We start from the raw sequence: 18,615 nt of genomic DNA, 5'->3' as shown, positions 1-18,615 counted from the left end.
CCGGGCCGCCCCTTTTCCGGACGCACACGCTTCGGCCGGCCGAGTTCTTCGGCTCTCTTGCGTTTCTGAGGCACGCCCTGCCCGGACTGTCCGCTGCCTAGCCGCGAACGTGGTGTCCCAGCGGGCCATGTCCCGCGCCGAAGCCCGGCGCATTGAGCAGCGCCGCGCGCACATAGTCGCGCGCGCTGACGATCGCCGCTTCCAGGCCGGCGCCCTGCCCCATGAACGTGGCGATGGCGCTGGAGAACGTGCAGCCGGTGCCATGGGTATGGCGCGTCTCGATGCGCGGCGCGGTCCACGACATCGGCGGTTCGCCGGGCCTCAGCAGCCTGTCTTCCACGATCGGCCCCTCCGCATCGCCGCCCTTGGCGATATAGGCCACTCCGCGCGCCGCCATGGCACGGTCCCCGCCCAGCGCCTCCAGTTCGGGGACGTTCGGCGTGGTCAGCGTGGCGAGGGTCATCAGCCGTTCGAAAGCGGCAATGGTGGCCGCATCCGCCAGGACCGAGCCGCTGGTGGAGATCATCACCGGATCGAACACCACCGGCACGCCCAGCCGCTCCAGCCGTTCCGCCACGACATGGGCGATCTCGGGACTGCCGAGCATGCCGATCTTCACCGCGTCCACGCCGATGTCGCTTACGCAGGCGTCGATCTGCGCCGCCACCATTTCCGGCAAGAGCGCCACCACATGCGTGACGCCGCACGTGTTCTGCGCAGTGATCGCGGTGATCGCGGTCATGGCATAGCCGCCGAGCATCGTGATGGTCTTGATATCGGCCTGGATACCGGCACCGCCCGAACTGTCGGAGCCGGCGATGGAAAGGATGCGGGGCGGTGTGGTCATGACGGGCTGATGGCACCCGGGGTGTCGTTCGGCAAGCATGCGCCGGATGGGATCGCGCAAAGCCGCCGATGCGCGAAGACGTCGCGCAGCCGGCTAAGCCGCCCTGCCCGCTTCGCGCCCTTGCGGGAGCCGATCAGCCCTTGAACCTGCGCTCCTTCGACGGGGGTGCGGAATCGAAATGCCGCTTGGCCCGCGTCGGCCGGTCGAGCAGTTCGCCGCTGCAATTGGGGCAAAGCTCGTCGAGGTCGTCCGCGCATTCGGCGCAGTAGGTGCATTCGAAGCTGCAGATGAACGCGCCGGGGGCATCGGCCGGAAGGTCGGTACCGCAGCGTTCGCAGTCGGGGCGCATTTCGAGGGCCATCAGGCTGCCGCCTCTTCCACGGCCGCGCAGATCGAGGCCACGGCGGCCTCCACTTGCCCGGCATCGTCGCCTTCCGCCATGACGCGGATCAGGGGCTCGGTGCCCGAGGCACGGATGACGAGGCGGCCGCTGCCGTTGAGCGAAGCCTCCGCCTCGGCAATGGCAGTCTTCACGCTGGCCGCCTCCAGCGGCTGCCCGCCCGAGAAGCGGACGTTGCGCAGCAGCTGCGGGACCGGGTCAAAAAGGTGGAGCAGTTCGCTCGCCCGCTTGCCGGACTGGACCAGCGCCGCCAGCACCTGCAGCGCCGCCACGGTGCCGTCCCCGGTGGTCGCATGGTCGAGCAGGATCATGTGGCCCGATTGCTCGCCGCCCACGTTGAACCCGCCCGCGCGCATGCGTTCGAGGACGTGGCGGTCACCCACCTTGGTGCGTTCGAGCGTGAGACCCTGCCCCTGCAGATAGCGTTCGAGGCCCAGGTTCGACATGACCGTCGCCACCACGCCGCCGCCGCGCAGGGCGCCGCGCGCGGCCAGCTGGGTGCCGATCAGCGCCATGATCTGGTCGCCGTCCACGGTCTTGCCCTTTTCGTCCACCACCAGCAGCCGGTCCGCATCGCCGTCAAGCGCGATGCCGATATCCGCCCCGGTCGTGACCACGGTTTCCTGAAGCAGGTCGACATGCGTGGAGCCGCACTTGTCGTTGATATTGCGGCCGTTGGGCGTGACGCCCACCGCCACGACTTCGGCACCGAGTTCCCAGAGGGCCGAGGGCGCGACCTGGTAGGCGGCGCCATTGGCGCAATCGACCGCGATCTTGAGCCCGTCCAGACGAATGTCATGGGGCAGCGAGCGCTTGACGGCGTGGATATAGCGCCCGCGGGCATCGTCGATGCGGCGGGCGCGGCCGATGTCCTCGGACGGGGCGAGCGCCAGATCCTGGGCCAGCATGGCCTCGATCGCCAGTTCGTCCTCGTCGGAGAGCTTGAAGCCGTCGGGGCCGAACAGCTTGATGCCGTTGTCCTCGTAAGGGTTGTGGCTGGCCGAGATCATCACGCCCACGTCGGCGCGCAGCTCGCGGGTCAGCAGGGCGACGGCCGGGGTCGGCATCGGCCCCAGCAGCACCACGTCCATGCCCACGCTGGTGAAGCCGGCGACAAGCGCGTTCTCCAGCATATAGCCCGAGAGGCGGGTATCCTTGCCGATCACCACGCGGTGCCGGTGCTTGCCGCGCAGGAAGCGGGTGCCGGCCGCCTGGCCGACCTTCATGGCGATGGCCGCCGTCATCGCGCCCTGGTTGGTGCGGCCGCGGATACCGTCGGTGCCGAAGAATTGTCTGCTCATGACCTGCCCCTTGGAGACTGTCTCGTGAATACCGGATGACGTCCGCAGCCCGCTCGCGCGGCTCCCTCGCCCATCCTCTAGCCGCAGCGCCGCCAAATTGCCAAGAGCGGCGGCACCGCTTATGAGCAAGGCCGACCCCGCAGGCCCCCGCGCGGCCATATCTCCCAGGAGCCCGATGAGCACCCCAAGTCCCGCAAAGCCCGGAAATTCCTCGCGCATTCCGGATATTCGCGTTCCTGGAAAGCTGACCCTGGCCGGACTCGTCGCGGGGCTGGTGCTGGGCCTCGTGCTGGCGGGCGATCCGCGCGCCATTCCGGTGCTGAAAGTGGCCGGACCGATCGGCTCACTATGGCTGCAGGGGCTGCAGATGACGATCCTGCCGCTGGTCGCGGGCCTGCTGTTCAGCGGCATCGTCGAGACCATCGCCGTCGCCCAGGCCGGCGCCATGGCGCGGCGCACGCTGGGGATCATCATCGGCTTCCTGGCCTTCAGCGCCGCGCTGGGCGCGGTGGCCATGCCCCTGCTCCTGGACCTGTTCCCCGTCCCTCCCGGCGTGCGCTTCACTCACGGCGAGGAACCTGCCGCAGTGCCCGGCATCGCCGACTTCCTCTCCTCGCTCATGCCCGAGAACGTCATCTCCGCCGCCGCCGCCAATGCGATGCTGCCGGTGATCGTGTTCGTCGCGCTGTTCGCCGTCGCCTCGACCCGGCTTGCGGACGAGCCGCGACGCGCGCTCGCCGTGCTGTTCGAAGGGGTTGCCGGCGCGATGATGGTGGTGATCGGCTGGGTGCTGGCGCTCGCGCCGATCGGCGTCTTCGCGCTCGGCTTCGGCCTGGGCGTGCGCAGCGGCGGGGCCGCGCTGGGCGCGCTCGCCCATTACATCGTGCTGGTCACGGCGGTCGGAACCGTCGTCATGGTGGCCGGATACCTGATCGCCGCTTTCGCCGGGCGGCGCCGTCTTTCCGCTTTCGCCGCGGCCGTGCTGCCCGCGCAAGTCGTGGCCATTTCCACCCAGTCCTCCATCGCCACACTGCCCGCCATGCTCGCCTCCAGCCGCCGCCTCGGCGTTTCGGGCACGACCGCGGAATTCGTCCTGCCGCTGGCCGTCACGCTGTTCCGCGCGACGGGTCCGGCGATGAACATGGCCGTGGCCGTCTACGCCGCACGGCTCGCCGGCATGGAGCTGACGACCGGCGCGCTCGTGGCGGGGGCCCTGGTGGCCTTCGCCACCACGTTCGGCGCCGTCTCGCTGCCCGGCACGATCAGCTTCGTATCCTCTATCGGGCCGATCGCGGCGGCCATGGGCACGCCGCTCTGGCCTCTCGGGGTGCTGGTGGCCGTGGAAGTGCTGCCGGACCTCATGCGCACCGTGGGCAACGTGACGATGGATGTGGCCCTGACCACCGCCGTCGGCCGCGGCGTGGAGGGGGAGGAAGCCGAAACCCCGGTCGAGACCCTGCACTGACCATAGCTGCGCCGGCGGAACCGCGCCGGCCCTGAGGCGCTCCTGATCCGAAAGGAAAGGAGCCCTGCATGACTCACTGGCGCGAAGTCCCGCCGTCCCACGCCCGGCAGTTCCTCGAACCCGGGCCGGTCGTCCTGCTGGCGACGCACGATGCCGGCGCGTCTGCGGACAACGTGATGGCCATGGGCTGGCACCAGGTGCTGGAATTCACGCCTGCGCTGATTTCCTGCCTCGTTTCGCGCGGAAACCACAGCCATGCGCTGCTGCGACGGAGCGGCGAGTGCACCATCAACGTACCCACCGCCGACTTGCTCGACATGGTCGTGCGGATCGGCAATTGCAGCGGCGCGGACTGCGACAAGTTCACCGATCTCGGCATCGAGCGGGAACCGGCCGCCCATGTCGCCGCCCCCCTCCTTCCGCAATGCCACGCCCAGCTCGAATGCCGTCTCCATGACGACGCCATGGTGGGCCAGTACGACCTGTTCATCCTCGAAGTCCTGCGCATCCGCGCCGCAACCAGCCCGAAGGCGCCGCAATTCGTCCACTACCTGGGTGACGGGCAGTTCATGCTGTCCGGCAAGCGGGTGTCGCGAAAAAGGCTGTTCAAGCCGGAAATGCTGGGCATCTGATGCGGACAGGGCCGTGCCTGGCACTCGCCGCCGCGCTCGTCTTCGTGAGCGGTACCGCCGCTTTCGCGGACCAGCGCGCCGCCGTCTACACTTGCCACTTCGCGCGCTACGGCCAGGTCGTCATCGACACCCGGCTCGAGAGTCCGGCCATCACGGTGGGGGGCAAGACTTATGCCGCCCAGGCCGGCGCCTACTTTTTCCAGACCGAAGACGGGAAAGTTGCCTTCTTCAAGCCGGGTATGAAAGCGTGGTCCTACGCCGACGTGCGCGTCGATCCCGACCTGAAGGCCGCCGAGGCCAGCCGGTGCCGTCGCGGAACGGGGAAGCGCTGAGTTCGGGAGGCGCGCCCGCGTGGGGCGGCATCGGGGGGCTCAGGCCTCCAGCTCGATGTCCCAATAGAGCCAGTCCCGCCACGTTTCGTGGAGGTAGTTCGGCGGGAAGGCCCGGCCGCGTTCCTGGAGCTGCCAGCTCGTCGGCCGGATCGGGGCCACCAGCGGCGGCATGTTCGCCTGTTTGGGGGTACGGCCGCCCTTCTTGAGGTTGCAGGGCGCGCAGGCGGTGAGGATGTTTTCCCAGCTGGTCCTTCCGCCCAGACGGCGCGGGACGACGTGATCGAACGTCAGTTGCTGGGGAGAGCCGCAATATTGGCAGCTGAAGCGGTCGCGAAGGAAAAGATTGAAGCGGGTGAAGGCGGGGAATTCGGAAGGCCGGACATATTGCCTCAGGGCGATCACCGAGGGGATCTGCATCGACCAGCTGGGACTGTGCACCACCCGGTCGTAGCTGGAAATGATGTCCACCCTTTCCAGGACGATCGCCTTGATCGCGGTCTGCCAGGGCCAGAGACTCAAGGGGTAGTAAGAAAGCGGCGTGTAATCCGCATTGAGCACTAAGGCAGGACAGTCGGAAAGACTTCGGGAGGGGTCATCCTCCGCGCTGCGGAACCGGGCCGCGCGCTCGATCAGCTCCGACTTGAGCATGGCCTCCTGTCGCAGGCCCTGATTGCGGTTTCATGGCAACGCATGAGTTTCTTTGCAGCATTTACGCGAGTCGCCGTCAAGCCGGGACCGGGTTCGCGCCATACAACAATCCACAGGTTCGCCACAAGCATTCCACAGGATGTCCTCAGGCTGCCAACGCCCGGCGCACAGGTTATGCCAGGCTTATCCACACGCCTGGGTGTGCGTGAAGTCCTGCCGCTTTCGGCCCTACTTTTCGTCATTGCGAGCGCAGCGAAGCAATCCAGAGCCGCCCCGAACCGCCCCGAACCGCCCTGGATTGCTTCGCTGCGCTCGCAATGACGAAGGGGGGGCGGCGGTCGAGGCAAAGGCAGGGCAAGGCCAGGGGACACCGGCAGAGGCGAAGGCACAGCCAGAACCCCGCCGGAAGCGCGAAACGGAAACGCCTATCGCCACTTGCCCTTGCGGCACGCCGCAGCGCGGCTAGGAGCAGCAGCGATGATCCGCACCCGCTTCGCCCCCAGCCCCAACGGCCCGCTGCACCTCGGCCATGCTTATGCGGCCATGATGGCGCATGACCTTGCCCGCACGCGGGGCGGCGCGTTCCTGCTGCGGATCGAGGATATCGACGGAGAGCGCAGCCGCCCGGAATTCGTGGAGGAATTCTTCCGCGACCTCGAATGGCTCGGCCTGGACTGGGATGAAGACGTCCGCTTCCAGTCCCGCCGCCTGGACAGTTATGCCGAGGCGGGAGAGCGCCTGAAGGCGTTGGGCCTGCTCTATCCCTGCCGCTGCACCCGCGCCGAGATCGCCGCCGCAGCCACCGCAATGGGACCGGACGGCCCGGTCTATCCAGGCACCTGCCGCCACCGGGAGATCGACCCCGAAGGCGCGGCTTGGCGGCTCGACGTCGCAGGCGCGCTGGACCTGACCGGCCCGCTCGAATGGACGGACGAACGGGCCGGGCTCCAGCCCGCCACCCCCGAAATCTTCGGTGACGTGGTGCTGCTGCGCAAGGAGCTGCCAGCCAGCTATCACCTGGCCGCCACGCTGGACGACGCGGCCGACGGCATTTCCCTCGTCACCCGCGGGATGGACCTGTTTCCGGCGAGCCATGTCCACCGGCTGCTGCAGGCGCTGCTCGGCCTGCCGGTGCCGTTGTGGCATCATCATGCCCTGCTGGTGGAGCCGGACGGGCGCAAACTCGCCAAGCGTCGCGGCGCGCCCTCGCTGGGTGACCGGCGGCGCGCAGGAGAGGACGGCAAGGCCATCGCCGAGGCGCTTCGGCAGCACCGCTTCCCTGCTGGCATTTCGCTTTCGGCGGGCCTACACCAAAGCCCATGAGCACCATTCTCATCCCCATCATCATCCTGCTGATGATCATGGTCGTCGTCAGCCTCGTGCGCGGTATCGTGGCCTTCATGCAGGGCGCGAAGGAAGATCTGAATCGGGATCCCGCCTCCACGGAGCCCACGGCGAACCAGCTCCTCCAGAACAAGATGATGTTCAACCGCATCAAGTATCAGGCCGCGGCGGTGATCGTCTGCGCGATCCTGCTGGCCATGGCGCGCTAGGGCTTTCGCCGCCAAAATCCGCCTTGGGCGGATTTTCAAAGGATTCCACCTTGGTCCGTCTCAACAAGATCTACACCCGCACCGGTGACGACGGCACGACCGGCCTGGTCGACGGCTCCCGCCTGCCCAAGAATGCCGCACGCATGGAAGCGATCGGCGCGGTGGACGAAGCGAACTGCGCCATCGGCCTCGCCGTCTGCGCGCTGACGGAAACTCCGCACGGTTCCGTGCTCACCCGTATCCAGAACGACCTGTTCGACCTTGGCGCGGATCTCGCGACGCCCAAGGCCCCTGGTGACGAGGATTTCACGCCCGGCGAGATGACCCTGCGCGTGGTCCCCTCGCAAGTGACGTGGCTGGAAACGGAGATCGACGCGATCAACGCCCATCTCCAGCCGCTGCGCAGCTTCATCCTGCCCGGCGGCAGCGAGGCCGCCGCGCGTGTCCACATCGCCCGCGCCTCCGCCCGCAAGGCAGAGCGCGCGGCCGTCGCCATGGCCGCCGAAACGCCCACCAATCCGGCGGCGCTCGGCTATCTCAACCGGCTCAGCGACTATCTCTTCGTCCTCGCCCGGGCGGTGAATGGCCATGGGGCCGACGACGTGCTTTGGGTACCCGGCCAGAATCGCTAGGTTCCCTCGCCGAGCGCCGATGATAATCCTTCCGGCGCAAAGGGATCACCAGAGGAGTTTGGCAGTGCGGAAAGTCGGAATCATCGGCGCGGGCATCATGGGCTCGGGCATCGCCCAGACCGTGGCGAGCAAGGGCATGGACGTCGTCCTGTCCGACATCTCGATCGACATCGCCGAGAAGGGCAAGGCCGGCATCGCCAAGGGCCTGGCCCGGCTGGTGGCGAAGGAAAAGATCGCCCAGGCCGACGTGGACGCGCTGCTGCCCCGCATCACCACGGACGGAGACTACTCGGGAATGGGCGACTGCGACCTCATCATCGAGGCCGCGACCGAGCGCGAGGATATCAAGCTGAAGATCTTTGCCGCCGTGGGCGAAGTGCTGGGCGCGAACGCAATCCTGGCCTCCAACACCAGTTCGATCCCGATCACCCGCATGGCCGTCAGTTCGCCCGATCCGGCGCGCTTCTGCGGGCTGCATTTCTTCAACCCCGTGCCGGTCATGGGCCTGGTGGAAGTGATCCCCGGCCTCGCCACTTCCGAGGAAACGACCGCGCGGATGAAAGCCTTCGGTGAGGCCCTGGGCAAGACCGTGGTGCTGGCGGGCGATGCCCCCGGCTTCGTGGTCAACCGCATCCTCTGCCCGCTGCTCAATGAAGCGATCTTCGTGCTGGGCGAGGGGCTGGCCTCGGTAGAGGACATCGACGCCGGCATGCGGCTGGGCGCGAACCATCCGATGGGCCCGCTGACGCTTGCCGACTTCGTCGGCCTCGATACGCTCTACGAGATCATGAAGGTGTTCCTGGCGACCACCGGCGATCCCAAGTACCGCCCGGCTCCGCTGCTCCAGAAATATGTCGAGGCCGGCTGGTACGGCCGCAAGTCCGGCCGGGGGTTCTACGATTACTCGGGCGAAGTGCCGGTTCCTACTCGCTGACAGGTCTGGCGCGCGGACAGGAAACGCGACGGAAAGCTGTTTCCCGTCGCGTTCGTCCTATACCGGAACCCGCGTGTTCCCTTAGCCGTTATCCCGGCAAAGGAGACACGCCATGACCGAACGTCCCGACGATTCCGCGCCCGAAACCTTCAACCCCGAACAGGATGACGAAGAAGCGCAGGCCCAGTCCGTCGCCGAAGAGGCACAGGATCGCGCCACCGCGCCTTTCGGCCTGGAAGACAGCGAGAAGGTGAAGGGCGGCATCGACGACGAGGATGACGTCGAGGATCTGGTCGATCACATGAACCAGATGGACACCAGCGGCGTCATCGACATGTCCGCCTATCGCGGCGAAGAGACGATGGACGACCTCGAAAACCGTTACGGCGCCCAGAACGCCGCCGACGAGGATTTCGAAGACGACGACAGCTGACGCGGCGTTGAAGGCCGGGACCGAAGCGGAAAGCCAGGTTCCGGGGCGCTTTTAACGGACGCGGGCCGCTCCCTGCACAGGGGGCGGCTCCTTGCCGTCAGATGCCGCGCGGCCTGAAACCATGGGACCCGCGCATTTCGACAGAGTCGGGCCGGCGAATCGGCCTTCGCCAGGAGCGCAAGCCGGGCTTCCAGCCCCGCTAGTTCGCCGGCTTGTCCAAGGCCCAAGGATTCCGGTGCGCCGGGGGCTGCTTATCGGCATGCGCCGCCAGGGTGCCAGCCAACTGGGCAGCGTCATTCGCATCGCCGCCCTCGTCCGGCGAGGGCACGGAGCAATAGGCCGTCAGCAACATGCTGGCAGACCAGAACAGCGCATGCCACCGGCTCTTGAAGACATTCCTGATCTTGGGCCCGAACATCCGCGCAGACTAGCGGCGCAGGGTTAAGAGTCCGTACCCGCCTCGCGCTTCAGATCGTAGAGGATTTCCAGCGCATCACGCGGCGATAGCGCGTCGATGTCCATATCGCGCAGCTTGTCGCGCAGGGCGTCGCACTGTTCTTCAAGCGCATCGTGCGCCGCCGCGAACAGCGGCAGGTCGCCGAGGCCCGCTGCCAGCCCGCCCGTCTCGGCGCGGCCCTTCTCCAGCTTGTCCAGCACCGACTTGGCGCGGCTGATCACCTTGGGCGGCACCCCGGCAAGGCGTGCGACGGCCAGGCCGTAGCTGCGATCCGCCGGACCTTCGGCCAGTTCGTGCAGCAGCACCAGATCGCCCTTCCACTCGCGCGCGCGGACGTGGTGGAGCGACAGCGCTTCGCACGTCTCTCCCAGCCGCGCCATCTCGTGATAGTGCGTGGCGAAGAGGCAGCGGCAGCGGTTGGTTTCGTGCACCGCTTCGGCAACGGCCCATGCCAGCGCCAGACCGTCATAGGTCGAGGTGCCGCGCCCCACTTCGTCGAGGATGACGAAGCTGCGATCGGTCGCCTGCGCCAGGATCGCGGCGGTCTCCACCATCTCGACCATGAACGTCGACCGGCCGCGCGCCAGGTTGTCCGAAGCGCCGACGCGGCTGAACAGGCGGTCTACCATGCCGATCTTGGCAGACCTGGCCGGCACGAAGCCGCCCGCCTGCGCCAGCAGCACGATCAGCGCGTTCTGGCGCAGGAACGTCGACTTACCGCCCATGTTGGGGCCGCCGATCAGCCAGAGCCGGTCATGGCTGGCAAGGCGGCAGTCGTTGGCGACGAAGCGCTCGCCCTGAACCTTCAGTGCGGCCTCGACCACCGGATGACGGCCGCCCTCGATATCCAGCGAGAGACCGTCCACCACTTCGGGCCGCGCCCAGCCGCCCTCGGCCGCGCGCTCGGCCTGTCCGGCGGCGACGTCGAGCCGGGCGAGCGCCGCGGCGGTGCGGGCTATCGCATGGCGGGCGGCGACGGCTTCGGCCACCAGTCCCTCGAAATGCGCTTCCTCGGCGGCGAGCGCGTGGGCACCTGCCTCGGTGATGCGGCTCGCTTCCTCATGCAGGGCGAGCGCGTTGAAGCGCATGGCCCCGGCCATCGTCTGGCGGTGCGAAAATCCGCTGTCCGGCTCCAGCAGCTTGTCGGCATGGCGCTGCGGCACTTCGATGAAGTAGCCGAGCACGTTGTTGTGCTTGATCTTCAGCGCGGCGACGCCGGTTTCCTCGCGGTATTTCGCTTCCAGCGCGGCGATGGCGCGGCGGGCATTGCCCGAGGTGACACGCAGTTCGTCCAACCCGGCATCGTAGCCGCTGGCGATATAGCCGCCCTGCCCGCGCTCGGTGGGCGGGGTTTCCACCAGCGCCTGCGCGAAGTGATCGACCAGGGCGGCCCAATGATCCTGGCTTCCGCCAAGCTCCGGCATCAGCCGGTCGAGCAGCACCGGCAACCCATCCATCTGCGCCAGTCGCTCCCCGATCCGGCGCGCGCCCGACAGACCGTCGCGAAGCTGCCCCAGGTCGCGCGGACTGCCGCGCCCGGCCACCACGCGGCCCAGCGCCCGGCCGATATCCGGCTGCGCTCGCAGCGCGGCGCGCATGTCCTCGCGCAGCAGGGGGTCGTCGTGCAGCCATTCGACGAGTTCCAGCCGCTCGGCAATCGCGTGGCGATCGGTCAGCGGCGCGGACAGGTCTTCGGCCAGCTGCCGCGCACCGGCGCCGGTCACGCAGCGGTCGATCGCCTCGACCAGACTGCCCTTGCGGCCGCCCTGCGACGATTCGAGAATCTCCAGGCTGGCGCGCGTCGCCTCGTCCATCGCCAGCGCCGCATCGCCCGCGCGCGCTTCCGGCGGCAGCAGCAGCGGCAGCTTGCCGCGTCCGACATGGTCGAGATAGGCGATCAAGCCGCCCGCCGCCGCCAGCATGGCGCGCGTGAAGGTGCCAAAGCCGTCGAGCGTGGCGACGCCGTGAACCAGCTTCAGCCGCTCGTCACCGCCGTCGGACGAAAACTCGTGCCCCGAACGCGAGATCGCGCCGTCCGGCGCCAGCTCCCAGCCCTCCGGCACCACCAGTTCGCGCGCACCGAGACGCGCCAGCGCCGCGCCCAGCCGCTCGGGCGGGCACTCTTCCAGCTCCATGCGCCCGGTCGAGATGTCGCAGGCCGCGATCCCCACCGTGCCCCGCAGATCGCAGGCCGCCGCCAGCACATTGGCGCGGCGCGGTTCCAGCAGCGATTCCTCGGTGAGCGTGCCGGCCGTGACGAAGCGCACGATATCGCGCGCGACCAGCGCCTTGGAAGCCCGGCCTTCCTTTCTGGCGCGCTCCTTGGCTTCGGCCGGCGTTTCGGTCTGTTCGGCAATCGCCACGCGGCAACCCGCCTTGATCAGACGGGCCAGATAACCCTCTGCCGCATGGACCGGCACGCCGCACATCGGGATCGGCTGACCGCCGTGTTCGCCGCGAGTGGTAAGTGCAATGTCGAGCACTTGGCTTGCGATTTTTGCATCCTCGAAGAACAGCTCGAAGAAGTCGCCCATGCGATAGAACAGCAGGCAGTCCCCCGCCACCTCCCGCAAGGCAAGGTACTGGGCCATCATCGGGGTCACCCCCGCTTTCTCGGACGCTGTGCTCATGGCTGTGAGCGTTAGCCCCGCGCGTCCCTTTTTGTGAAGCGCCGGGGCGCCGCCTTTCCCCTATCGCGTGGCGAGAACATTCGTTAGGGCCACTCCCAAATCGGGAGAAATCGCTTGTCCGAAAAGTCGAAGATCCAGTTCACCGAGCGCGAAGCGCTGTTCTATCACAACACCATCCGCCCCGGTAAGATCGAGATCATTGCGTCAAAGCCCATGGCCACGCAACGCGACCTCTCGCTTGCCTATTCGCCGGGCGTCGCCGTTCCGGTCCAGGCCATCGCCGACGATCCCGCCACGGCCTACGATTACACCGCGAAGGGCAACCTCGTTGCAGTGATCTCGAACGGCACCGCGATCCTGGGCATGGGCAACCTCGGCGCCCTGGCATCGAAGCCTGTGATGGAAGGCAAGGCAGTGCTGTTCAAGCGCTTCGCCGACGTCGATTCCATCGATATCGAACTCGCCAGCGAGGATACCGACGCGCTGATCGAGGCCATCGCCATGATGGAGCCCAGCTTCGGCGGCATCAACCTTGAGGATATCAAGGCGCCCGAATGCTTCATCATCGAGCAGGCCCTGCGCGAACGGATGAACATCCCGGTCATGCATGACGACCAGCACGGCACCGCGATCATCGCCGCCGCCGGCCTGATCAACGCCTGCCTCATCACCGGCCGCAAGCTGGAGGACGTCAAGGTCGTGGTGAACGGCGCAGGCGCTTCGGCGCTGGCCTGCACCGCGCTGATCAAGTCGATGGGCGTGCGCCACGAAAACGTGCTCGTCTGCGATACGCGCGGCGTGATCTATCCGGGCCGCGAACGCGTGGACCAGTTCAAGTCCGCCCACGCAGTGAAGACCGACCGGCGCACGCTGGCCGAAGCGCTCGAAGGCGCGGACGTCGTTCTCGGCCTCTCGGCCAAGGGCGCGATCACGCCCGAGATGGTCAAGACCATGGCGCCCGAGCCGATCATCTTCGCCATGGCCAACCCGGACCCGGAAATCACCCCGCCCGAAGCCAAGGCCGTGCGCCCCGATGCCATCGTCGCCACCGGCCGTTCGGACTATCCGAACCAGGTCAACAACGTGCTGGGCTTCCCCTTCATCTTCCGCGGCGCGCTGGATGTCAGCGCCACCGCCATCAATGAAGAGATGAAGATCGCGGCCGCCACGGCCATCGCCGAACTGGCGCGCGAGCAGGTCCACGAGGACGTGGCCGTCGCTTACGGCGAATCGCAGCAGTTCGGCCGCGACTACATCATCCCCGCGCCCTTCGATCCGCGCCTGATGGAAGTCGTGCCCATGGCGGTGGCCAAGGCAGCCATGGATTCGGGCGTCGCCAAGCGCCCGATCGAGGACTTCGAGGCCTACCGCGACCAGCTCAAGGCGCGCCTCAATCCCACCACTTCGGTGCTCACCCGCGTCTACGAACAGGTCCGCGCCAATCCCAAGCGCATGATCTTCGCCGAAGCGGACAACGAAGTGGTGCTGCGCGCGGCGATCCAGTACCGCGACTTCGGCTATGGCGAACCCGTGCTGGTCGGCCGCACCCAGGTCATCCTCGACAAGATGGCCGAGCTGGGCGTGCCCAACCCGGAGAGCTTCCATATCGAGAATTCGATGGTCTCCGAGCATGTCGCCCCGATGGTGGAGATGCTTTACGAACGCCTGAAACGTCGCGGCTTCCTGCAGCGCGACGTGCAGCGCATGGTCAATACCGATCGCAACATCTTCGCTTCCGGCCTGCTCAAGCTGGGCGTGGGTGACGGCCTTATCACCGGCATGACCCGCCCCTTCGCGCAGTCGATCAAGGAAGTGCGCCGCGTGCTGGATCCGGCCGAGGGCAAGCTGGCCTTCGGCATCCACATGCTGGTGGGCAAGAACCACACGGTGTTCATGGCCGACACCACCATCAACGAGCGCCCCACCGCCGAGCAGCTCGCGGTGATCGCCAAGGAAACCGCGGCCGTCGCCCGCCGCCTGGGCCATGAACCGCGCGTGGCCTTCCTCAGCTACTCCACGTTCGGCAATCCGTCGGGCAAGTGGCTGGAACAGACCCGCGAGGCGATCCGCATCCTCGACGAGGAACAGCCCGACTTCGAATACGAAGGCGAAATGGCCCCCGACGCGGCGCTGAACCCGAAGATCATGGCGCTCTATCCCTTCAGCCGCCTTTCGGCGCCTGCCAACGTGCTGATCATGCCGGGCCTGCAGTCGGCCAATATCTCGGCCAAGCTGCTCAAGGAGATCGGCGGCACCACCTCGATCGGGCCGATGCTGCTGGGCGCGGAAAAGCCGGTGCAGATCGTGCCGATGACCGCACTGGCACCCGACGTGCTGACGCTGGCGGTACTGGCTGCGGCCGGAATCGCCGGGTAACGAAAAAAGCGGCGCCCGGGTCATGCCGGGCGCCGCTTTTTCAGACATACCGTTCGGAAGAACGCCTGCCCGCGATTTGGGCTGGTCATGGCCCGCGGTCCCGGATCAAGTCCGGGACGACGTCATCTCCACGACGTCACTTCCCGCTCACTTCCGGCGATAGCGGAAATACCAGACCTCATGCCCATAGACGGTGCGCGCCTTGTTTTCGTAGCGCGTTTCCGGCCAGCCGCCGGGACGGACCTGGAAGTCCTGCGGCTTGTTGCAAAGCCACTCGAACTGGTCGGTATGGCGCTGCATCACCATCAGCGCATGGCGCACGTAGACCGCATGGTCGGTGCCGAAGCGGAATTCGCCGCCGGGCTTGAGCTTGGCCGCGAACATGTTCACCGGGCCGTCGTTCATCATGCGCCGCTTGGCGTGGCGCGCCTTGGGCCAGGGGTCCGGGTGCAGCAGGTAGAGGAACGAGAGCGAGCCGTCCGGAATGCGCGAGAGCACTTCCAGGGCATCGCCGTGATGGATGCGGACGTTGCCGAGCGGCGGCTGCGCCGGCCCGCCGCCTACCGGATTCTCGCCCGAGACATGGGTGAGCGCCTGCGCCACGCCATTGATGAAGGGCTCTGCACCGATGAAGCCATGCCCCGGCAGCAGGTCCGCACGGAAAGCCAGGTGCTCGCCGCCGCCGAAGCCGATCTCGAAATGGAGCGGGCAATTCTCGCCGAACAGCAGCTCGGCCGTCACCGGACCTTCGAGGGGAACCGCGATTCGCGGCAGCAGGTTGTCGACCAGCGCCTGCTGGCCCGCGCGGAGGGGCTTGCCCTTGGCGCGGCCGTAAAGGCGGTTGAGCGTGGTCGGATCGCCGGATTTGTGAGCCGTCATGGCGCGGGCCACTGGCACCGATGCGGGGCAAGGTCAACGTGGCAGCCGCTGACGGGGCCGTGAAGGCGGCGATTTACCGGCCGAGGGTGGGGTTTCGTGGGCCTTTTGTGTGTGATTGGGGGTAAGGTTTCGGTCCGGTCCTGCGCGCCCTGTGCCTCGCACTCTGGCACTCTGGCACTCTGGCACTCTGGCACCCTGGCACCTTGGCACCTTGGCACCTTGACACCGTATGCCCGACCCACCCCCACCTTCGTCATTGCGAGCGTAGCGAAGCAATCCAGGGCAGTTCCACGCCGCCCTGGATTGCCACGTCGGCTTCGCCTCCTCGCAATGACGAAGGAGGTGGTGAGAGCGAGTATCGATCAGGGTCGGGGTGCCCAGCGGGGCGGGCACAAACATCGGCATGTGCCAAGCATGCGCCCGGAACGCGCCGGTGCCCAGCCCAGCCCCACAAACATGGCCTGCAAAACGAAACGGCCCACCCCAAGGGGCAGGCCGTTCCGTTCACGCGTCATGTCCCCGCAAGGGGCGCGCAAGGGGTAGGTTTTACGCGACTTCCTGAAGCTCGTCCGGATCGCGCAGCACATAGCCGCGGCCCCAGACCGTCTCGATGTAGTTGGCGCCGCCACAGGCGTGGGCCAGCTTCTTGCGCAGCTTGCAGATGAAGACGTCGATGATCTTCAGTTCCGGCTCGTCCATGCCGCCGTAGAGGTGGTTGAGGAACATTTCCTTGGTCAGCGTGGTGCCCTTGCGCAGCGAGAGCAGCTCCAGCATCGCATATTCCTTGCCGGTCAGGTGCACGCGGGCGCTGTCGACTTCGACGGTCTTGGCGTCGAGGTTCACCACCAGCTTGCCGGTGCGGATGACCGACTGCGAGTGGCCCTTCGAACGACGAACGACGGCGTGGATACGCGCGATCAGTTCTTCGCGGTGGAACGGCTTGGTCACGTAATCGTCGGCGCCGAAGCCGAACGAGCGCACCTTCGAATCCATTTCGGAGATGCCGGAAAGAATGAGAACCGGCGTCTGCACTTTGGCCACGCGCAGCTTCTTCAGCACGTCATAGCCATGCATGTCCGGCAGGTTGAGGTCGAGCAGAATGATGTCGTAATCGTAGAGCTTGCCGAGATCGAGGCCTTCTTCACCGAGATCGGTGGAGTAGACGTTGAAACCTTCGGCCGTCAGCATGAGTTCGATGGCCCGCGCAGTAGTCGGTTCATCCTCGATCAGCAGCACTCGCATCGGAATTCCCTTTCGCCCCCCGTCCATCGGCCCAAATCCCCAGCCGGAACGGATATTTCCATGTATTAACCATAGGACCAATGAAGGTTAAAGGTTAATTTGCCGTAAATGCGAATGCCCGGGCATTTTCAGGGCGATAGGGAATCCGCGGGTGTTAGGAATATTTCATCGCGGAAAACCGGTGCGCGATGTCCGAAAGCCGGGTCAGGCGGTTCGCATGGCCGTCTTGGCGGGGCGAATCGGGGCTTGCGGCAGCCGCACGTCGATGCGCTTCAGATAGCTCCAGAACCCGCATTGCAGCCCGATCAGCATGAGGATGAACGGCTGGAAGGCGATGCCCACGAACAGCGATCCGATCAGGTAGACCACCTGGGCCAGCTGGAGCGACACCGCCAGCGGCGCCACCCAGGCCTCGTCCGGACCGGTGCGCTTGCGCCAGCGGCGGCGGATCTGCTCCATCTGCAGCAGGCCGGTCAATTGGAGCAGGATCCATAGCCCGAAACCGGGGAAGCCCTGCTCTCCCAACATCTCGAAGTAGCTCGAATGGAAGGCCCGGCCCTCCTCCACCACATGAGTGCGCCGAATCTCGGTGCTGCCGTCCACGGTCGTCTTGGCCACGGTATCGTATTCGACGCGGCTGGACTGGTTGACCACGAAGCCGCCGCCCAGGGGATGCTGCTTCACATAGCCCCAGGTCCATTTCCACACGCCCAGGCGCGTGCTGGCGGACTGGTCGGCCTCGTGATTCTCGATCGTGCCCATGCGCGCCAGGAAGGCCGGTGGCAGGAACGGCACCACCACCATCACCGCCAGCGCCATGCCCCCGGCGATCAGCACTTTGTGCTTCGCGGTCCTCAGGTAGAACAGGCAGAGCACGCCCAGGCACACCAGCCCGGTGCGGGCTTGCGTGCCCACCGGGATCAGCGAAGCGGCGAAGATCAGCGCTCCGGCAAACAGATAGACGCGCCAGTCCGCCGGAAAGACCGTGCCGTACTTCACCAGCCAGAGGATGATGGGAATGATGGAGATCGCCACGGCCGAGAGGATCGACCCTTCGTAAAGGCCAGTGTTGTTCTCCACGAAGATGCGCAGCGTGCCGTAGCCGCCTCCGCCGCCCGCCGTCTTGAGCCCGCCGTCGATGATGAGCGCGCTCGCCGCCAGCACCATCACGAGCGCCACCGCCTCGATCCGCAGGCGGGTCCGCAGGGTGAACGGCAGGAAGATCGCGAAGACCAGCGCCTTCCACACCCAGGCCCACTTTTCCGCCGCTTCGGCCGGATATACGGCGGTCCAGGTGGTGAAGCCGCAATAGAGCAGCAGCAGCACCAGGATGCCCTGCCGCCAGGTGAACCGCGAATCGCGCTTGTCGTCCAGGGCCACCCAGCCCAGGAACGCTGCCGCGAAAGCCATCAGCGAGATCGGCAGATGGGCCAGGATACCCCAGGAGATGATCTGCGGGGAGACAATGTCCACGTAGAGATAGCATAGCACCCAGAGGAACGGGCGCCGGAAGCCGATCAGCAGGAAGCAGGCGACGAAGCCCGTCAGCGCAAGGTCAAGCATCGCCGTCCTCGCGCGGGTCGTCTCCGCCGGGCCAGCGCATCTCGCGGCGGACGGGCGCGGTTCTCGACCGCGAGGCCGGGGCCTTTCCGCCTGCAGCCGGCGCCGTGTCGGGCGGAGAGGATGCGTTCCCGCGCGCCGATTCGACATCGAGATCCGGCCGCATCAGCAGCCGCCAGGCGGCCAGCGCCAGCAGTCCGTGACTCAGGGCAAGGGCAAGGATGTCGACCATCGGCGCCGGGCCTAGCAGTGCGGAGTTGACGCGGCGTTAAGCCTTGCAGACTTACGACCTGG

General features: G+C 66.9%; 18 protein-coding genes. 9 read left to right on the top strand and 9 right to left on the bottom strand.

All coding sequences use genetic code 11. The annotated features are described in order from the left end of the window. Nucleotides 1-97: 97 nt before the first annotated feature. The 3 genes from thiD to glmM form a co-directional block, all read right to left on the bottom strand. A complete protein-coding gene (gene thiD / locus EDF58_RS08450) occupies nucleotides 98-847 on the bottom strand; it encodes a bifunctional hydroxymethylpyrimidine kinase/phosphomethylpyrimidine kinase (RefSeq protein ID WP_132264478.1) in 750 nt (249 codons plus the stop codon). Between the two features lie 133 nt (nucleotides 848-980). After that, nucleotides 981-1,208 (bottom strand): DUF1272 domain-containing protein, encoded by a 228-nt coding sequence (locus EDF58_RS08445; protein ID WP_132264476.1) that lies wholly within the window; start codon nucleotides 1,206-1,208, stop codon nucleotides 981-983. Beyond that, nucleotides 1,208-2,548: a phosphoglucosamine mutase gene (glmM, locus tag EDF58_RS08440; RefSeq protein ID WP_132264474.1), complete on the bottom strand. Its 1,341-nt coding sequence runs from the start codon at nucleotides 2,546-2,548 to the stop codon at nucleotides 1,208-1,210. The genes EDF58_RS08445 and glmM overlap by 1 nt, the downstream gene beginning before the upstream one ends. A gap of 175 nt (nucleotides 2,549-2,723) precedes the next feature. On the opposite strand from glmM, the gene EDF58_RS08435 reads away from it, so the two are divergent. The 3 genes from EDF58_RS08435 (at nucleotide 2,724) to EDF58_RS08425 (ending at nucleotide 4,977) form a co-directional block, all read left to right on the top strand. Beyond that, on the top strand, nucleotides 2,724-4,013 hold the full coding sequence (locus EDF58_RS08435; protein WP_132264473.1) for a cation:dicarboxylase symporter family transporter: 1,290 nt from the start codon (nucleotides 2,724-2,726) through the stop codon (nucleotides 4,011-4,013). Nucleotides 4,014-4,081: 68 nt separating this feature from the next. Then, nucleotides 4,082-4,645 carry a flavin reductase family protein gene (locus EDF58_RS08430; protein WP_132264471.1) on the top strand — a complete coding sequence of 188 codons (564 nt, stop codon included), beginning with the start codon at nucleotides 4,082-4,084 and terminating at the stop codon, nucleotides 4,643-4,645. After that, a complete protein-coding gene (locus EDF58_RS08425; RefSeq protein ID WP_132264469.1) occupies nucleotides 4,645-4,977 on the top strand; it encodes a hypothetical protein in 333 nt (110 codons plus the stop codon). The genes EDF58_RS08430 and EDF58_RS08425 overlap by 1 nt, the downstream gene beginning before the upstream one ends. Before the next feature lie 39 nt (nucleotides 4,978-5,016). On the opposite strand, the gene EDF58_RS08420 is transcribed toward EDF58_RS08425, so the two are convergent. Beyond that, the gene (locus EDF58_RS08420) at nucleotides 5,017-5,625 is read right to left on the bottom strand and encodes an HNH endonuclease (protein WP_132264468.1); all 609 of its coding nucleotides are present in this window, start codon (nucleotides 5,623-5,625) and stop codon (nucleotides 5,017-5,019) included. A 477-nt stretch (nucleotides 5,626-6,102) separates the two neighbouring features. Between EDF58_RS08420 and gluQRS the strand changes: the two genes are divergently transcribed. The 5 genes from gluQRS to EDF58_RS08395 all read left to right on the top strand — a co-directional run bounded on the left by gluQRS (nucleotide 6,103) and on the right by EDF58_RS08395 (nucleotide 9,177). Next, nucleotides 6,103-6,948 carry a tRNA glutamyl-Q(34) synthetase GluQRS gene (gene gluQRS / locus EDF58_RS08415; protein ID WP_132264466.1) on the top strand — a complete coding sequence of 282 codons (846 nt, stop codon included), beginning with the start codon at nucleotides 6,103-6,105 and terminating at the stop codon, nucleotides 6,946-6,948. Next, nucleotides 6,945-7,178 carry an HIG1 domain-containing protein gene (locus EDF58_RS08410; RefSeq protein ID WP_132264465.1) on the top strand — a complete coding sequence of 78 codons (234 nt, stop codon included), beginning with the start codon at nucleotides 6,945-6,947 and terminating at the stop codon, nucleotides 7,176-7,178. Before gluQRS ends, EDF58_RS08410 begins: the two co-directional genes overlap by 4 nt. A 50-nt stretch (nucleotides 7,179-7,228) precedes the next feature. Further along, entirely contained in the window at nucleotides 7,229-7,810 is a 582-nt protein-coding gene (locus EDF58_RS08405; RefSeq protein WP_132264463.1) for a cob(I)yrinic acid a,c-diamide adenosyltransferase, read from the top strand. Between the two features lie 64 nt (nucleotides 7,811-7,874). Next, nucleotides 7,875-8,744, top strand: a complete 870-nt coding sequence (locus EDF58_RS08400) for a 3-hydroxyacyl-CoA dehydrogenase NAD-binding domain-containing protein (protein ID WP_243654135.1) — start codon at nucleotides 7,875-7,877, stop codon at nucleotides 8,742-8,744. A 112-nt stretch (nucleotides 8,745-8,856) separates the two neighbouring features. Beyond that, entirely contained in the window at nucleotides 8,857-9,177 is a 321-nt protein-coding gene (locus EDF58_RS08395; RefSeq protein WP_132264459.1) for a hypothetical protein, read from the top strand. A gap of 441 nt (nucleotides 9,178-9,618) precedes the next feature. Here EDF58_RS08395 and mutS read toward each other — a convergent pair whose 3' ends face one another. Further along, on the bottom strand, nucleotides 9,619-12,228 hold the full coding sequence (mutS, locus tag EDF58_RS08385) for a DNA mismatch repair protein MutS (protein ID WP_132265281.1): 2,610 nt from the start codon (nucleotides 12,226-12,228) through the stop codon (nucleotides 9,619-9,621). Between the two features lie 150 nt (nucleotides 12,229-12,378). Here mutS and EDF58_RS08380 point away from each other — a divergent pair, with 150 nt between their 5' ends. Then, the gene (locus EDF58_RS08380; protein WP_132264456.1) at nucleotides 12,379-14,640 is read left to right on the top strand and encodes an NADP-dependent malic enzyme; all 2,262 of its coding nucleotides are present in this window, start codon (nucleotides 12,379-12,381) and stop codon (nucleotides 14,638-14,640) included. 147 nt (nucleotides 14,641-14,787) lie between these two features. On the opposite strand, the gene EDF58_RS08375 is transcribed toward EDF58_RS08380, so the two are convergent. The 4 genes from EDF58_RS08375 to EDF58_RS08355 all read right to left on the bottom strand — a co-directional run bounded on the left by EDF58_RS08375 (nucleotide 14,788) and on the right by EDF58_RS08355 (nucleotide 18,553). Continuing rightward, nucleotides 14,788-15,519, bottom strand: coding sequence for a tRNA (guanine(46)-N(7))-methyltransferase TrmB (locus EDF58_RS08375; protein ID WP_132264455.1), 732 nt, complete (start codon nucleotides 15,517-15,519; stop codon nucleotides 14,788-14,790). A 546-nt stretch (nucleotides 15,520-16,065) separates the two neighbouring features. Beyond that, the gene (locus EDF58_RS08365) at nucleotides 16,066-16,761 is read right to left on the bottom strand and encodes a response regulator transcription factor CtrA (protein ID WP_021233000.1); all 696 of its coding nucleotides are present in this window, start codon (nucleotides 16,759-16,761) and stop codon (nucleotides 16,066-16,068) included. 204 nt (nucleotides 16,762-16,965) lie between these two features. Beyond that, on the bottom strand, nucleotides 16,966-18,324 hold the full coding sequence (locus EDF58_RS08360; protein ID WP_132264451.1) for a putative O-glycosylation ligase, exosortase A system-associated: 1,359 nt from the start codon (nucleotides 18,322-18,324) through the stop codon (nucleotides 16,966-16,968). Further along, nucleotides 18,317-18,553, bottom strand: a complete 237-nt coding sequence (locus tag EDF58_RS08355; RefSeq protein WP_132264449.1) for a hypothetical protein — start codon at nucleotides 18,551-18,553, stop codon at nucleotides 18,317-18,319. The genes EDF58_RS08360 and EDF58_RS08355 overlap by 8 nt, the downstream gene beginning before the upstream one ends. Nucleotides 18,554-18,615 lie beyond the last annotated feature (62 nt).

Origin of the sequence: Novosphingobium sp. PhB57 (assembly GCF_004342985.1) — a bacterium.
GTDB lineage: Bacteria > Pseudomonadota > Alphaproteobacteria > Sphingomonadales > Sphingomonadaceae > Novosphingobium.
This window is presented reverse-complemented; position numbering and strand designations above follow the sequence as displayed.

Coding starts and splice junctions, on each gene's coding strand:
- thiD (WP_132264478.1), bottom strand. CDS start 847: ATGACCACACCGCCCCGCATCCTTTCCATCGCCGGCTCCGACAGTTCG.
- EDF58_RS08445 (WP_132264476.1), bottom strand. CDS start 1,208: ATGGCCCTCGAAATGCGCCCCGACTGCGAACGCTGCGGTACCGACCTT.
- glmM (WP_132264474.1), bottom strand. CDS start 2,548: ATGAGCAGACAATTCTTCGGCACCGACGGTATCCGCGGCCGCACCAAC.
- EDF58_RS08435 (WP_132264473.1), top strand. CDS start 2,724: ATGAGCACCCCAAGTCCCGCAAAGCCCGGAAATTCCTCGCGCATTCCG.
- EDF58_RS08430 (WP_132264471.1), top strand. CDS start 4,082: ATGACTCACTGGCGCGAAGTCCCGCCGTCCCACGCCCGGCAGTTCCTC.
- EDF58_RS08425 (WP_132264469.1), top strand. CDS start 4,645: ATGCGGACAGGGCCGTGCCTGGCACTCGCCGCCGCGCTCGTCTTCGTG.
- EDF58_RS08420 (WP_132264468.1), bottom strand. CDS start 5,625: ATGCTCAAGTCGGAGCTGATCGAGCGCGCGGCCCGGTTCCGCAGCGCG.
- gluQRS (WP_132264466.1), top strand. CDS start 6,103: ATGATCCGCACCCGCTTCGCCCCCAGCCCCAACGGCCCGCTGCACCTC.
- EDF58_RS08410 (WP_132264465.1), top strand. CDS start 6,945: ATGAGCACCATTCTCATCCCCATCATCATCCTGCTGATGATCATGGTC.
- EDF58_RS08395 (WP_132264459.1), top strand. CDS start 8,857: ATGACCGAACGTCCCGACGATTCCGCGCCCGAAACCTTCAACCCCGAA.
- mutS (WP_132265281.1), bottom strand. CDS start 12,228: ATGATGGCCCAGTACCTTGCCTTGCGGGAGGTGGCGGGGGACTGCCTG.
- EDF58_RS08375 (WP_132264455.1), bottom strand. CDS start 15,519: ATGACGGCTCACAAATCCGGCGATCCGACCACGCTCAACCGCCTTTAC.
- EDF58_RS08365 (WP_021233000.1), bottom strand. CDS start 16,761: ATGCGAGTGCTGCTGATCGAGGATGAACCGACTACTGCGCGGGCCATC.
- EDF58_RS08360 (WP_132264451.1), bottom strand. CDS start 18,324: ATGCTTGACCTTGCGCTGACGGGCTTCGTCGCCTGCTTCCTGCTGATC.
- EDF58_RS08355 (WP_132264449.1), bottom strand. CDS start 18,553: ATGGTCGACATCCTTGCCCTTGCCCTGAGTCACGGACTGCTGGCGCTG.